The organism is Tardiphaga sp. vice154, from assembly GCF_007018645.1.
In the GTDB taxonomy this organism is placed as follows: Bacteria; Pseudomonadota; Alphaproteobacteria; order Rhizobiales; family Xanthobacteraceae; genus Tardiphaga.
Genome location: NZ_CP041399.1, coordinates 1,448,987 through 1,464,365 on the forward strand (window position 1 = coordinate 1,448,987; position 15,379 = coordinate 1,464,365).

General features: G+C 64.4%; 12 protein-coding genes. 3 read left to right on the plus strand and 9 right to left on the minus strand.

From position 1 onward, the window contains the following. Positions 1-59: 59 nt before the first annotated feature. A complete protein-coding gene (hemN, locus tag FIU28_RS06745) occupies positions 60-1,409 on the minus strand; it encodes an oxygen-independent coproporphyrinogen III oxidase (protein WP_143572228.1) in 1,350 nt (449 codons plus the stop codon). Positions 1,410-1,922: 513 nt separating this feature from the next. On the opposite strand from hemN, the gene FIU28_RS26325 reads away from it, so the two are divergent. The 3 genes from FIU28_RS26325 to FIU28_RS06755 all read left to right on the plus strand — a co-directional run bounded on the left by FIU28_RS26325 (position 1,923) and on the right by FIU28_RS06755 (position 6,072). Then, positions 1,923-2,075 (plus strand): hypothetical protein, encoded by a 153-nt coding sequence (locus FIU28_RS26325; RefSeq protein WP_168202809.1) that lies wholly within the window; start codon positions 1,923-1,925, stop codon positions 2,073-2,075. Positions 2,076-2,167: 92 nt separating this feature from the next. After that, entirely contained in the window at positions 2,168-4,192 is a 2,025-nt protein-coding gene (locus FIU28_RS06750) for a methyl-accepting chemotaxis protein (RefSeq protein WP_143572229.1), read from the plus strand. Between the two features lie 200 nt (positions 4,193-4,392). Further along, positions 4,393-6,072, plus strand: a complete 1,680-nt coding sequence (locus FIU28_RS06755; RefSeq protein ID WP_143572230.1) for a methyl-accepting chemotaxis protein — start codon at positions 4,393-4,395, stop codon at positions 6,070-6,072. Here FIU28_RS06755 and FIU28_RS06760 read toward each other — a convergent pair. From FIU28_RS06760 to FIU28_RS06795, 8 genes are all read right to left on the minus strand, one after another. Beyond that, entirely contained in the window at positions 6,069-7,241 is a 1,173-nt protein-coding gene (locus FIU28_RS06760) for an alpha/beta hydrolase (protein ID WP_143572231.1), read from the minus strand. The genes FIU28_RS06755 and FIU28_RS06760 overlap by 4 nt on opposite strands. 169 nt (positions 7,242-7,410) lie before the next feature. Next, the gene (locus FIU28_RS06765) at positions 7,411-8,649 is read right to left on the minus strand and encodes a class I SAM-dependent RNA methyltransferase (RefSeq protein ID WP_143572232.1); all 1,239 of its coding nucleotides are present in this window, start codon (positions 8,647-8,649) and stop codon (positions 7,411-7,413) included. After that, a complete protein-coding gene (locus tag FIU28_RS06770) occupies positions 8,642-9,397 on the minus strand; it encodes a TlyA family RNA methyltransferase (protein ID WP_143572233.1) in 756 nt (251 codons plus the stop codon). The genes FIU28_RS06765 and FIU28_RS06770 overlap by 8 nt, the downstream gene beginning before the upstream one ends. Further along, positions 9,394-9,948 (minus strand): nucleoside 2-deoxyribosyltransferase, encoded by a 555-nt coding sequence (locus tag FIU28_RS06775; protein ID WP_143572234.1) that lies wholly within the window; start codon positions 9,946-9,948, stop codon positions 9,394-9,396. The genes FIU28_RS06770 and FIU28_RS06775 overlap by 4 nt, the downstream gene beginning before the upstream one ends. Positions 9,949-10,095: 147 nt before the next feature. Continuing rightward, positions 10,096-12,021: a 1-deoxy-D-xylulose-5-phosphate synthase gene (dxs, locus tag FIU28_RS06780; RefSeq protein ID WP_143572235.1), complete on the minus strand. Its 1,926-nt coding sequence runs from the start codon at positions 12,019-12,021 to the stop codon at positions 10,096-10,098. Positions 12,022-12,375: 354 nt separating this feature from the next. Further along, on the minus strand, positions 12,376-13,680 hold the full coding sequence (locus FIU28_RS06785; RefSeq protein WP_143572236.1) for a hypothetical protein: 1,305 nt from the start codon (positions 13,678-13,680) through the stop codon (positions 12,376-12,378). Positions 13,681-13,749: 69 nt separating this feature from the next. Then, on the minus strand, positions 13,750-14,001 hold the full coding sequence (locus FIU28_RS06790) for an exodeoxyribonuclease VII small subunit (RefSeq protein WP_143572237.1): 252 nt from the start codon (positions 13,999-14,001) through the stop codon (positions 13,750-13,752). A gap of 61 nt (positions 14,002-14,062) precedes the next feature. Continuing rightward, a complete protein-coding gene (locus FIU28_RS06795) occupies positions 14,063-14,989 on the minus strand; it encodes a histone deacetylase family protein (protein WP_143572238.1) in 927 nt (308 codons plus the stop codon). Positions 14,990-15,379: the final 390 nt, after the last annotated feature.

Sequence of the window (15,379 nt, forward strand, 5' to 3'; positions counted from 1 at the left end):
CAAAGTCCGGCCGCCCGGCGCAAGCGTAGCGCCATGTCGGCACCGTCGGCACCCATGTCTTAGACCGACAGCGAATGCTTGCCGGCCACCGGATTGAGATAGGCGTCAAACCGGGCGCAGATGTTGCGCACGAACGGGCGACCGCGCGCGGTCAGCCGGAAGCCGGTCGCGGTGGGCTCGATGAAGCCGTCGGAATCGTCCGACACGATCGCGTCGGCTTCCTGCAGCACACCACTCGCGGTATCGCCGAACATCTGCCGGACGGCCGTGCCGGAAAATTCGAAGTCGCACATCAGGCGTTCGATCACGTAAGCGCGCAGCCGGTCGTCGGGCGCCAGCGCCCGGCCGCGCGCGGTGGCCAGTCCGTTCGCAGCGACGCGTTTGGCGTAGTCGGCGACCGCGACGGCGTTCTGCACGTAGCCTTGCGGCAGCTTGCCGATCGCCGAGGCGCCGAGTCCGATCAGGGCTTCCGTGCTGTCGGTGGTGTAGCCCTGGAAATTCCGGTTGAGCGGCTGCGTCGACAGGCTGTCTTCGCGGCGCGCGAAATGGTCGAGGCCGAGTTGCTGGTAGCCGGCCGCTTCGAGCATGGTCGTGACCTGACGCGCCATCGCGAACCGCTCGATGGCCCCGGGCAGTGCCGCCTCGTCGATCAGCTTCTGGTTGGACGCCCGGCCCGGCAGGTGCGCGTAGCCGAACATCGCGATCCGGTCGGGCGAAAGTTCCAGCACCTGCTCGATGGTGCGCGACAGGCTCTCCAGGGTCTGGTGCGGCAGCCCGTACACCAGATCGAAATTGACCGAGGTCACGCCGCGATCGCGGAACATGTCCACCGTGGTCCGGGTGATGTCGAACCCCTGCAGGCGGCCGATCGCGGCCTGCACGACGGGATCGAAATCCTGCACGCCGATCGAGATCCGGTTGACGCCGGCGCCGACCATGGCGTCGGCCTTGGCCACGGTCATCAGCCGGGGATCGATTTCGATGGCAAATTCCGCCGCGGGGTCAAACCGGAAATTGTGCCGGAACGTCTGGCCCAGCCGCGTAATGTCGGCGGCCGACAGGATGTCCGGCGAACCGCCGCCCCAGTGCAGATGCATGACGCGGTGCCCGCTCGGAAGCAGCCCGGCGACCGTCGCGATCTCCGCTTCCACCGTGTCGAGGTAGCGCGCCACGGGTTCGTAGCGGTGGGTCGCCTTGGTGCTGCAGGCGCAATACCAGCACAGGTCGTTGCAGAACGGAATATGCAGGTACAGCGACAGTGCCGCATTGTCCTCAAGCGCGCCCAGCCATGCGCGATAATCTGCGGGGGCCGTCGGGACGAAATGATTGGCCGTGGGATAGCTGGTGTAGCGCGGCAGCGGCGCTGCGCGGCGCATTACCAGCGCCTCATCGATCAAGGAAACGGTCATCTGTGGCTCCGCGGATGCGCCTCCGCACGGTCGGCTTTTGGAGCAGGATACCGGGCGCAGCCGCGGGCAGGATGATCTAAATCAAGCCTGTCCCGGGCCTGCCGGCTGGCATTGGTCCGGTACAGCCGGCCGGGATCGCTGCCCGGTGGGCTGTGCGGTGCGGGTTAGCCCGCCGGACCCGAACTCCGCTATGGCATCTCGCCGTTCCCGACACGCAGCGTTTGGCCAAGGTTAATGCCGGCGTGGTCGGCAGACCTGGCTTGGGCCGTCGCACAGGACATCGGGCGGCGATGGCCGTCGTTCAAACGTTCACGGCCGCAACGACTTGCACGGTGGCGAACATAGCGGGTTGGCCAGCAGGCACGGACGCCAGTCCCGTAGTTGTACGGTCCGATAACTTTACGAGCCCTGTTATCGCTTACCGTAGCTAAGTGGTTCTGGGTTCCGGCATTTTCCGCGAATCGGTTTGCACTTCGCGCGCTTGATTAGCGCTACCAAACTACTGGAGCGCCCATGTCCTGGCTGAACAATTTCAAGATCAATTTCAAAATTGGTCTGATCGTCGCCTCGGCACAGGTGCTGTCGGCGGCGCAGCTTTTGTCGCAGGACAGCGAGCGGCTGAAGGCTGAAGTCGGCAGGTTCCTGAATTCGGTTCGCGCGGCGTAATCGATCCACGCATCTGGCACCGGGTCGGGGAAGCGCTTTCCCGACCAGGTGTCAGATGCTGAATACCCAAAGTTCACATCAAAGGTAGTGAAATGAGCAAGTTAAACCGCATTGGATACAAGCTCGGTCTCGCCGGCCTTTTCGGCATCATATTGTCGATCGGCGGCGTCGCCAGCCAGAGGAGTGCGGAAAGCTCGCTTGCCGATGTCAATCAGCGCAGGGATACCCAGCAGACCATCTCCGAGCAGGTGCTCACGGCCGCGATCGGATTTCGGCGACTTCAGTTGATCGGCAAGGACATTCGTTATGCGAAGAATGTGGCCGAGATCGACCAAGGCCAGACGGATATCCCTGCGGCCAAAGCCTTGTATGAGAAGCCGCTGGATACCGCGATCGGTCTGACTTTGAACCCGGAAAACAGGTCGCGGTTCGAGATGATCAAGTCGCTGGCCACCGACTACAGCCTGGCCGTCGATGAACTGGCGAAGATGGGACGCACGAAACTGGATTTGCTCGCTGCCGGCAACGCTCAAACGACAAGCTGGAATGCACAACTTGATGCGTTGTTCGCATCCGCGGCGGTGAAACAGGATTCCAACCGCCTCGGTATCGAGCGCGATCTGCAGCAGGCCAGCGCGATGTTCAATGCCATTGCCGGTTGGCGGCTCGCCACAGCGGGAGAGCAGGGACTTGCGACATTGATTTCCGGCGGCGAGGCGAAGATCGCCGAGATCCTGGCGCGCGGCAGCGCATTGGCCGGCGATCCGGCAACCCGTCGTGAAATCGAAACACTCGCGCCCATCATGAAAGCGTTAATCGCGACGTCGATCCAGTTGATAAAGATCGACGAGAACTCGACCAAATTGATTGAGAGCCGGGCGCTGCCCGCCGCCAATCGCGGTTCGGAACTCATCACCGCGTCGCTGGTGGTTGCGCGAAAGACGGTGGCCGACGCGAAAGAATTGACGGCGGTGGAGACGCTGCAAGCCAGCCGTATCAACCTCGCATTGTCGCTTCTGGTCGTGCTGTCGATCATCGGTTCCGTGCTGTTTGCCTTCTTTGGCGTCGCCAGGCCGATGACGCGGCTCAATGATGCCATGGGCAGGATTGCGAAGGGGGAGACCGAAGTGGTCATCCCCGGTGCAGATCGCGGTGACGAAGTCGGCGACATGGCCAAGACGATCACCGTGATCCGCGAGAATGCCGAGCTGTCGGCGCGCGCCGAGGCAGATGCCCAGCGGCTCCAGGACACCAGAGGCGCCGCGCAGCGCAAGGCCGAGATGACGAAACTGGCGAATGATTTCGAAGGCGCCGTCGGGAAAATCATCCAGACCGTGTCGTCGGCCTCGACCGAACTCGAAGCCTCCGCCAATACGCTTTCGTCCACGGCCGTGCGCGCCCAGCAACAGACCTCGGTGGTGGCTGCGGCTTCCGAAGAAGCTTCGGCCAATGTGCAGTCCGTCGCTTCTGCGACGGAAGAAATGGCCTCCTCGGTCAATGAGATCAGCCGTCAGGTGCAGGAATCCTCGCGCATCGCCAATGAGGCGGTGGATCAGGCGCGCACCACCAACGACCGCGTCGGCGAACTGGCCAAGGCGGCTAGCCGGATCGGCGACGTCGTCGAACTGATCAACAACATCGCCGGCCAGACCAATCTGCTGGCACTCAACGCCACCATCGAGGCGGCGCGCGCCGGCGAGGCCGGTCGCGGCTTTGCCGTGGTGGCGTCGGAAGTAAAGGCGCTGGCCGAGCAGACCGCCAAGGCCACCGGCGAGATCAGCATGCAGATCTCCGGCATCCAGAACGCGACCCAGGAGTCGGTGGCCGCGATCAAGCAGATCGGCGACACCATCGGCCGCATGTCGGAGATCGCCTCGACCATCGCGGCTGCGGTGGAAGAACAGGGCGCGGCGACCCAGGAAATCTCCCGCAACGTGCAGCAGGCCGCGCACGGAACCACCCAGGTCAGTTCGAACATCGGTGACGTGCAACGCGGCGCGTCGGAGACCGGCTCGGCCTCGGCGCAGGTGCTGTCGGCGGCGCAGCTCTTGTCGCATGACAGCGAGCGGCTGAAGTCGGAAGTCAGCCGCTTCCTGAATACGGTGCGCGCAGCGTAGTCGGCGGACACCGACGCCCCCCATCGGATCGGGCGCGGGCGTAGTCCCGCGCTCTTTTTGCTGTTTGTGTGCCAGTCAGGCCCGGGCGGAGCAGCACGTATTCTTACGGATGCCGTTCTACAGGTTTCGTCAACGCGCTATGTCTACAACCGTACCGAAAATTCCTGGACTGCCCCCCAAACCTGCAAAGGAGCGTCTCGATGCGCCTGACCGTCAAATTGTCCCTGATCGCGGTCGTTTCCCTCTTGCTGATGTTCGTTGCGGGGCAGGGGCTGGTGGCGACCTCGAAGCTCAAGCTGGTCAATGCGAGCACCGAAGACATCTCAACCAACTGGCTGCCTTCGGTGAAGGTCCTCGGCCAGATCAAATATTCGGTCACGCGAGCGCGACTTGCCGAGTTCCGGCTCGGCTACGCCGATCGGGAGTCCTCGGACAAGCTCCGTGTGACTCTTGACGAGCGACTCGCGGCTTTCCAGCGGCTGGTCAAAGTCTATGAGCCTTTGATCAGCGGCCCCGAGGAGCGCAAGCTATGGGAGAATTTCACCGCCCGCTGGGCCGCATATCTCGAAAACCAGCGCAAGGGCTTTGACATCGACAAGGCCAGAAGTGCCGGCCAACCCCCTTATGTCGATAGCACGACGACGCGGTCGCTGTTCGAAGAGGCACTGACCGCGCTCGACGCCGACATCGAGTTCAACAACGCCGGCGCAGAGGCTGCGACTTCGTCGGCAGCGGCCACCTACAATCAGGCGTGGTATATGCTGGTCGTGCTGAGCAGCGTTGCGTTCGCTTTCAGCGTGGCCGCCATCCTGTTCGTGATCTTCCGCATCGTCGGCGGCCTGACCGCCCTCAACAACGCGCTCGGCAAGATGGCCGGCGGCGATCTCGATATGGTCGTCCCCGGCGCCAGCCGCGGCGACGAGGTCGGCGACATGGCGAGGAATGTCGTAGTGATACGCTCCAATGCCGAGCGCAAGGCGCGCGAGGAGGCCGAGGCCCAGGGCCGGCAGGAAGAGATCGCCGCCGAGCAGCGCAAGCGCGACATGTACCAGCTTGCCGATACGTTCGAAGCCGCCGTCGGCGAAATCATCGAGACCGTGTCGTCGGCCGCGACCGAGCTGGAAGCCTCGGCCGGCACGCTGACCGCCACGGCCGAGCGTTCGCAACATATCACCACGGCGGTTGCCGCGGCGTCGGAAGAGGCCTCCACCAATGTGCAGTCGGTGGCCTCCGCCACCGAGGAGATGGCGTCGTCGGTGAACGAGATCAGCCGTCAGGTTCAGGACTCCTCCCGCATCGCCGGCGAAGCGGTGTCGCAGGCCGAAAAGACCAATGAGCGGATCGCCGTGCTGGCCGCGGCAGCCAGCCGGATCGGCGACGTCGTCGAACTGATCAACAACATCGCGGGTCAGACCAACCTGCTGGCGCTCAATGCCACGATCGAAGCCGCACGCGCCGGCGAGGCGGGTCGGGGCTTTGCCGTGGTGGCCTCCGAGGTCAAGGCGCTGGCCGAACAGACCGCCAAGGCCACCGGCGAGATCAGCGTGCAGATCAACGGCATGCAGGCAGCGACCGGCGAGTCGGTGACTGCGATCAAGGAAATCGGCGTCACCATTTCCCAGATGGCCGAGATTGCTTCCACCATCGCCGCGGCGGTCGAGGAGCAGGGCGCCGCGACGCAGGAAATCTCGCGTAATGTGCAACAGGCCGCGCAGGGCACGCAGCAGGTCAGCGCGAATATCACCGACGTGCAGCGCGGCGCCACCGAGACCGGCTCGGCCTCGACGCAGGTGCTGTCGGCGGCGAAGACCTTGTCGCGCGACGGCGACCGGCTGAAGGCGGAAGTTGGCAAGTTCCTGAATACCGTGCGGGCGGCCTAAACGCCCGCCGCCGGCACGGTCGCCGTTTCGGCCGCGCCAATGAAGGACAGCAGCAGTCGGCTCACTTCGGCCGGCTGCTCCTGCTGCACCCAGTGGCCGGCGCCATCGATCAGATGCACGCCGCGCAGGTCGGTGCAGGCCGTGCTCTGCATCGCCTCGATCGCGCCGGGGCGCTGGTAGATACCCCAGTCCTGTCGGCCGGAAATGAAGCAGCACGGCACGTCGATGGTTCGGCCCGACCAGGTCTGCTGTTCCGCCGTGAAAGCGCCCGACGTGCCGCAGCGATACCATTGCAGCCCGCCCTGGAATCCGGTGCGGGCATATTCACTGGCATAGAAGGCCAGCTCACGCTCCGGCAGCCAGCCATTCGCCGCTATCTGCTGCGCCGACGGCATTTCGGCCGCGACCGTTTCGGCCATCGTCCGGCCGAGGTCCATCACGTAATAGGTCGGCAGCTTCGCCAGTTCACTGGCGGTCCAGGCTTGCAGCGGAAGCGGCGTGTTGCCGGTCCAGTCCGCGCTCTTGTGATGATAGTAGCCGCGCAGAAAATCATGCACGCCCTGCGGCGCATGTTGCATGTCGGCATTGGCCTTGCGCGTGGAATAGTACCATTGATAGTGCTCGCGCGGTCGCGGCAAGGCCGCAAGCTCGCGATGGATCGGATCGTCCACGGCTGCCGCCGCGGGTCGGCCGGCGGTGTCGAACGGCAGCGGCGGCGGCCCGGCAAACGGGGCGCTCATCAACGCGACCTTGCGGAACACATCCGGCCGAACCAGCGCGCACCATGCCGCGACCGACGAGCCGAAATCGTGCCCGACGACCGCCTCGACATGGCGATACCCGAAGGCCGATATCAGCCCGAGCGCATCGCGCACCAGATTGAGCAGCCGAAACGGGCGCAGGTCGCCGTCATAACCGGCCTCCCACCCCGTGGTGCGACCGTAGCCGCGCTGGTCCGGCGCCAGCACGTGATAGCCCGCCGCCGCCAGCACCGGCATCACCTTGCGCCAACTGTAAGCCAGTTCGGGAAAGCCATGCAGCAGCAGCACGCAAGGGCGGCCGGCGCTCTCGAAGCCGGCCTCCAGCACATGCAGGCGCAGGCCGTTGATATCATCGACAAAGCGCGAGCGAATACCGGGCGGCAGAATATCGGCGGAGATGGCGTCCAAGTTTCGCTCCCGTGTGATTCTTGTTGTTGGAGCAACATTAGCACGGTTGCGCGCGGCGATCGTAGGGTGGGCAAAGGCGCCCTTGCGCCGTGCCCACCACCCAACCGCCAAATGGTGGGCACGCCGCGCCGCGCGTTGCGCGCCGCGGCTTTGCCCACCCTACGAGCATCTACCGCCTGAACCGCGCCACGAGCTCGACATGCGGCGTATGACGGAACTGATCGACCGGCGTGACGCTGTCGATCTTGTAGCCGCCGTCGATCAGGATTTTCGCGTCGCGTACAAAGCTCTGCACGTTACAGGACACCGACACCACGGTCCTGACCTTGCTCGCGGCCAGCTTCTCGGCCTGTCCCTGCGCGCCCTGGCGCGGCGGATCGAACACGACGCAATCGACATCGCGGAGCTCCTGCGCCACCAGCGGGCGGTAATAGAGGTCGCGCACCAGAGCGGTGATCGGCTTGAGGCCGGAAGTTTCCTTCACCGCCTGTTGCAGCGACAGGATCGCGCCTTCGTCGGAATCATAGGCCATGACGCGCGACTTCGCGGCAAGCCGCAGCGCGAACGGGCCGACGCCGCAGAACAGATCGACGATCGTCTTCGAGCCCTTGCAGGCCTTCATGACCAGCTCGGCCAGAACTTCCTCGCCGGCCGCCGTCGCCTGCAGGAACGAGCCAGGCGGCAACACGACCTGCGCCTTGCCGACCGTGATCATCGGCGTCGTTCGCATCAGCACCAGTTCGCCGTGGCGCGTGAGGCGCGCCAGCTTGAAGTGCTCGGCAAGTTGCGAGAGTTTGGCGATCAGCGGCGTCGGCAGCGGGCCGGTGCCGCGGACATCGACGTCGAGGCCGTTGCTGGCCGCGGTGATCTGGATGTCGAGCGGCTTGTCGGTCGGCTTCAGCAGCAGCGCCACCGCGCGGGCGACGTCGAGTGCGCCGTTCAGGCCGGGATCGAGGATCGGGCAGTGTTCGATCGCAATGATGGCGTGGCTGGCGGCGGCGGAAAAGCCGGTGCGGATCTCGTTGTCGCCGCCGCGGCGGGCATGCGCGGTGATGCGGCGGCGGCCGGCACCGTGGGCGTCGATGATCGGATCGACCGGGCACTCGATGCGGGCATGCGCCAGCGTGTCGACCACGATCTGGCGCTTCCAGGCCTGATAGGGGGCGGGCTGCCAATGCTGGATGGCGCAGCCGCCGCAGCGGCCGAAATAGGGACAGAACGGCTCGATCCGCTCGGCGCTGGCGGTCTCGACATGTTCGAACTTGCGGCGCTCGGCATGGCCGGGGACGGCGCTCGCCTCGACGATCTCGCCGGCCAGCGTATACGGCACGAACACCGTTGCGCCCTCGACGTAGGCGACGCCGTCGCCGCGCTGTCCGACATGGTCGATGGTCAGGCGTTCACCCACGGCGGGCGCCGAGGAAGAATTCGAGATTGCCGTCGCCGCCAGCGATGGAGGAGGGGAAGATGTCAATGTCGGTACAGCCTTGTGTCGCCACGAATGAAGCGATGTCGTCGCACACCGCCTGGTGGACGGCAGCGTCCTTGATGATGCCGCGCTTGCCGTGTTTGCCGGGCGCTTCGAATTGCGGCTTGATCAACGCCAGGAGGTGCATCGGCGAGGCCGAAAGCTGCAGCGCCACCGGCAGTACCGCCTTCAGCGAGATGAAGCTGACGTCGATCACTACCACGTCCGGCCGCGCCGGCAGGCGCTTGTTTTCGTAGGCGCGGATGTCGGTCTCTTCCAATGAGACGATCTTCGGATGGCCATGCAATGACGGATGCAACTGGCTGCGGCCGACATCGATGGCGAAGACAAGGCTGGCACCGTTGGCCAGCATCACTTCGGTGAAGCCGCCGGTAGACGCGCCGACGTCGAGGCAGACATGGTCCTCGATCTCGATCGGGTAACGCTCCAGCGCGCCGGACAGTTTGACGCCGCCGCGCGACACGAAGGGATGCGCCGGCTCGGCCTGGATCACCGCGTCTTCGGCAATGCTCTCCGAGGCTTTTGCGACGAGCTTGTCGTCGGCGAAGACCAGGCCGGCCTCGATGGCCGCCTGCGCGCGGGCGCGGCTTTCGAACAGGCCGCGGTCGACCAGCAGCATGTCGGCGCGTTTTCGCGCGGTCGGCTGGTTGATCGGGCGCCTCGTCATGCTTGGAGCTTCGTGCTGGTGGCGAGGCGCAGGCAGTCCTCGAAGCCGGCAAGGTCATGCCAGCGATCGGCCGGCGTCTGGCGCGGCAGCACCATTGGTGCGCCATGCAATTCGAGCGCATGAATCATCATCAGATTGTCGGTGTGGCCGAAGTCTTCCACGGTCAGTCCGTCGGCGTCCACGAGGCGGCCATGCTGCGCGGTGACATCCGTCAGCCGTCGTACGCGATCGACATACAAAGCGGGATCGTTGCAATAGGCGAAGCAGTTTTTGCCGCGGCCGGCCATATAGCCGAGTTCATACACCGTGCCGGCATCGGCGCCGGGGCCGCGGAACGGGGTGAGGTTGGCGATGATCGCGTCGGCCTGGTTCATCATGGCCTCGTTGCCGCGGAAAATCTGGAGCGAGGCGTCGGGCGCCGCGAGATCGACGCTGTTGTCGAGCGGGTAGAGGCCGGTGACGCCGTAGTGCCGGCAGAGATCGACCTTGCGGCGGCCGATGTCGATGGCGTCGGGCAGGAAGACATCGGGGCCTGCCAGATAGATTTTCATGAAGAACGCCTCACTGTCATTCCGGGATGTGACAGACGGCGAAGCCGGATGGCGCAGGCCCGGAATCCCGAGATGTTCATCGTCCCATCTCGGGGTTCCGGGTTTGCTCGAGCTTCGCTCTCGCGCCCCGGAACGACAGTATCTTTCTTACGCCAGCTTCACCGTCTCGGCGGTGAAATCCTTGCCGAGGGTCTCGAACACCTTCCGGACGATACCCTTGGCATCGAGACCGGCGCGACCGTACATCGCGGCCGGCGAATCATGGTCCTGGAAAGTGTCGGGCAGCACCAATGAGCGCATCCGTACGTTGCCATCGAGCATGCCGTGTTCGGCCAGCAACTGCATCACGTGGCTGCCGAAACCGCCGATCGAACCTTCTTCGATGGTCAGCAAGATCTCGTGGTCGAGCGCCAGTTTGAGGATCATGTCCTGGTCGAGCGGCTTCATGAAGCGCGCATCGGCGATCGTGGTGGACAGGCCATGGGCGGCGAGTTCGTCGGCGGCCTTCTCGCATTCGGCGAGACGGGTGCCGAACGACAGAAGCGCGATCTTGCTGCCCTCGCGGATGATGCGGCCCTTGCCGATTTCGAGCGCGACGCCGACTTCCGGCATCTCGATGCCGCGTCCTTCGCCGCGGGGATAGCGCAGCGCGCTTGGCGCGTCGTTGATGGCGACCTGGGTGGCGACCATGTGGACCAGTTCGGCCTCGTCGGCAGCGGCCATGATCACCATGTTCGGCAGGCAACCCAGATAGGCGTTGTCGAACGAGCCGGCATGGGTCGCGCCGTCGGCGCCGACCAGACCGGCGCGATCGATGGCGAAGCGCACCGGCAGGTTCTGGATCGCCACGTCATGGACGATCTGGTCGTAGCCGCGCTGCAGGAAGGTCGAGTAGATCGCGACGAACGGCTTGTAGCCTTCGGTGGCCAGACCGGCGGCGAAGGTGACCGCATGCTGCTCGGCGATGCCGACGTCGAAGGTGCGGTCCGGGAAGGCCTTGTTGAAGATGTCGACGCCGGTACCCGACGGCATCGCCGCAGTGATGGCGACGATCTTGTCGTCCTTTTCGGCTTCCTTGACCAGCGAGGCGCCGAACACGTTCTGATAGGACGGCGCATTCGGCTTGGATTTGGACTGCGCGCCGGTGGCGATGTCGAACTTGACCACCGCATGATATTTGTCGGCGGCGGCCTCGGCCGGGCCGTAGCCCTTGCCTTTTTGCGTGACGACGTGGACCAGAATCGGACCGGTCCCCATGTCGCGGACGTTCTGCAGCACCGGCAGCAAATGGTCGAGGTTGTGGCCGTCGATCGGACCGACATAGTAGAAGCCGAGTTCCTCGAACAGCGTACCGCCGCCGGCCATGAAGGCGCGGGAATATTCCTCGACCCGCTCGGCGCGGTCGGCGATTACCTTCGGCAGATGCTTGCCGAGCTGCTTGGCGGCATCGCGCAGCGAGCGGTAGGTCTTGCCGGAATACATCCGCGACAGATAGGCCGACATCGCGCCGACCGGCGGGGCGATCGACATATCATTGTCGTTGAGGATGACGATCAGGCGGGAATTCATCGCGCCGGCGTTGTTCATCGCCTCATAGGCCATGCCGGCTGACATCGCGCCGTCACCGATCACGGCGATAACATTGTTCTTGCCGCCGGACAGGTCACGGGCAACTGCCATGCCGAGGCCGGCGGAAATCGAGGTCGAGGAATGCGCCGCGCCGAACGGGTCGTAGTCGCTCTCGCTGCGCTTGGTGAAGCCGGACAGGCCGCCGGGGGTGCGCAGCGTGCGAATGCGATCGCGGCGACCGGTCAGAATCTTGTGCGGATAGGCCTGGTGGCCGACGTCCCAGATCAGCCGGTCGCGCGGCGTATCGAAGACGTAGTGCAAAGCGGTCGTCAATTCGACGACGCCGAGCCCTGCGCCGAAGTGGCCGCCGGTAACTGACACCGCGTCGATGGTCTCCTGACGAAGTTCGTCGGCGACCTGTCGAACCTGCTCGACCTTCAGCTTGCGGAGATCTTCCGGCGTCTTGATGGTGTCGAGCAACGGTGTCTTACTAAAATCGGTCACGGTACTATCCAATTTTACACGTCCGGGACTGCGCCTGGCATCCGGGACGGCCGGCGGTTCGCGCAGCCATCGTCGGGACATTCGCAGCTTCCGGAACCGGGAAGCCTGTTTCGAGGCCTTGTAATGGGCCCCGTAGTTTCACTGTGATATCTATCACGCTTGGCGGCCCCCTCCGTCTGAACATTTTTGCCAGATGAATGAAGCGCTTATCAACGTTAATGGCCGGCATCGAAGCGCGAGCGCCAGCGCATAGTCCCAGTCCCTTTACACCAAAGCGACGGCTAAAGCCAACTGCCGCGCGGGTTGTTTCGGCAGCGCAGCACCTAATGTGGGCAATTGCGCAACACTGCGCGCTCAACCATGCCGGCAGGCCTCGGTGTTCCGCCGGACGGGAAAGTCAGGCCTCGCTTCGGCGTCCAGACCCAGCTGGTCCCAGGCGCTCCGCCGCGTCGACGGGGCGCCCGTGACCAGTGCAAGCGCCGCCTCCGGCTGGCTGAAGCGCTCCGTCAGCAACACCGGGCCGCAGACGATCATGTAGAAATCATAGGTATGGGGCCGCTCATTGGCCATCACGAACTGGAAATGAACCCGGAAGAACTTCCAGCGGAACCGGTTGTAGTGGTCTGGCTGGACAATCTCGCGGAACCGGACCGGCACGATGGTCGGGTTCCGGCGGTTCGGCCCGGCGTCGATGCGGTGACCGGTGACCGGATCGAACGGGAAGAAGTTCATCACGTCCTTACGCGATTGCACGTCGATCCACTCGATAGAGGGTTCCGTCGCCAGCAGGCGCAGATGGTCGCGGAAGCCGGTCGCGGCGGCATGGAAACCGACGATCGGCATGTTGCCGCCCAGCGTCAGCAGCACAATTCGGGGGCCGTGGCGGCCGAGATCGGGATCCAGCTCGAGCGCGCGGGCAAGGATTTCAGAGCCAAGAAATGAACCGGAGGAATGTCCGACCAGCACGATCTCCTGCGCCGCGCTCGATTGGGCGACCTCGACCAGATGCTGCGCGAAGCGGTCGATGCGGGCGTCCCACTCCGGCCGCTGGCCGTGCGAGAACTGCCAGGTGAAGATGGTGTCGGACATCAGATAGAGCAGGTAGCTGCGCTGCTCGGTGGCCTTTAGCAGCGTACCGAGCGCGGCGACGAACAGCGCTGTGGCCGCCATTGCGGCGAGGAAACTGTGGATTCCCAGCCATTGCAGCCCCCAGCCGAAGCCCCAGGCCACCGCGGCACACCAGATCGCCTCGTTGAGCAGCAGGATGTGGGGATAGGAGATGAAGGTGGCGAACCGCCAATGCGCCGCCCAGAAGCGGCCCATTGTGCCGGAAAAAACCAGCCGCCAGTAGATCGCGATCGCATAGGCCAGCGTCTTCCAGACCGGCCAGGCGAGATCGCGCTGAATCAGGTCTTCCCAGCGCAGGAACTCGTAATCGGTACGGGTATGCCAGCCCTGGCCGGTGGTCTCGATGCACCAGGACGCGGATTCGGCAGCGAATTCGCCGTCCGGCGGCCGATTCGGCCGGCTGACCGTGGTGGCGAGGTCGTATAAATGCCCGAACTTGCGCAGTTCGGTGCGAAACATACGGTAATATTGCGAGAGGCCCCGCGGGTCGTACCCCTGCACATAGATGACATGACGGTGATCGACGCGCACACTGGTACCCCGGGTCTGACGTCAGGACTATAGCAGCCCGAAGGGTGCACCAAGCGTTAAATCGGCGCGTTACTGGACGTCGAGCGGCTCGGTGCCGGTCACCTGACCGCTGGAATCCGTGGTGATCTTGTCCACCCGGGCCTCGGCCTGCCGCAACAGCTCATCGCAGCGGCGCTTCAGGGCTTCGCCGCGTTCATAGATGGCCACGGATTCCTCCAGCGGCACCTTGCCGTCCTCGAGCCGCTTGACGATGGTTTCGAGCTCCTCGATGGCGCGCTCGAACGTCAATTTCCTGACATCGGCATGGGTCGGTTCAGCCATATCGCATTCCTGGGCGCTTCACGCGCCATTCGAAGGGGGAGGTCAGCCGATGTGGTGCCGGTTACGCGCCCATCAGCGCGGTGACATGGGCCGCCACCGATTCCTTGAGGCCCAGCAAATCATAACCGCCCTCCAGCACCGAGACAATCCGGCCCCCGGCGGACTTGTCGGCCACGTCCATCAACCGCTGCGTCACCCACGCAAAATCCTCGGCGTCGAGGTTCAGCGAGGCGAGCGGATCGCGTTTATGCGCGTCGAAGCCGGCGGAGATGACGATCAGTTCCGGCGAGAATTTCTGCAACTGCGGCAGGATCAGGTTCTCGAACGCGGCGCGAAACCTGGCGCCGCCGTCGCCGTCATGCAGCGGCGCATTCACGACGGTGTCGTGCTCGCCGCGCTCGCCGGCGGCCCCGGTACCCGGAAACAGCGGCATCTGGTGCGTCGAGCAATACATCACTGTGGGGTCCGCCCAGAAGATGTCCTGGGTGCCGTTGCCATGATGGACGTCGAAATCGACCACCGCGGCGCGCGCGATGCCGTAGGTCCGCTGGGCATAACGGGCCGCAATCGCAGCATTATCGAAAAAGCAGAAGCCCATCGGCTTGTTGATTTCGGCGTGATGGCCGGGCGGCCGCGTGGCGACAAAGGCGTTGGCGGTCTCGCCCTTCATCACAGCGTCTGTCGCTGCGACCGCACCGCCGACGCCGCGCATCACGGCTTCCCAGGTGCCCGGCGACATCGAGGTGTCGCCGTCGATATAGACCAGGCCGCTGGCGGGGGCCATGTGGCGCAATTCATCGACGTAATGGCCATCATGGCACAGCGTGACAGTGTCGAGATCGCCGATCGGGGCTTCGCCGCGCACCAGCCTCTCGAAGCGTGCCTCGCCCAGCACGGTGGCCACGGCGCGCAGCCGGTCGGGGCGTTCGGGATGGCCGGGCGGCGTCTCGTGATCGAGACATGCAAGGTGCGAGAGCAGGAGTGTCATTCGGAAAATCCGGGCGCGGGATGCGCTGATGGGGCTGCGTCTCAGCCTAATTGGTATTGGCGGGTTCCGAAAGGGTGGCAACGCAAGGGGGGGTGGTCTTCCCTGACCCTTTTCAGAAAAAGCGTCCGCGTCCCGCGCGTCAAGCGGATATGCCGTTCTATTCACGGCAGGGGGACCGCGGTCAGCATAGTCACTCGGCACATCAACGGCCGTAATGTGGTTCTTCATTCTACATTCAGCGCGATATCACAGAAACGCGAAAATGAAGCCTCGTTAAACGCGTTTGCGATCGAGACGTGAAATCCTGCCGAAGCTCCGCCTCTCGGACGGTGCCGACACCACCAGGTACCGAACGACGATGTTGCAGCTATGGAGAACACTCAGGGCCCC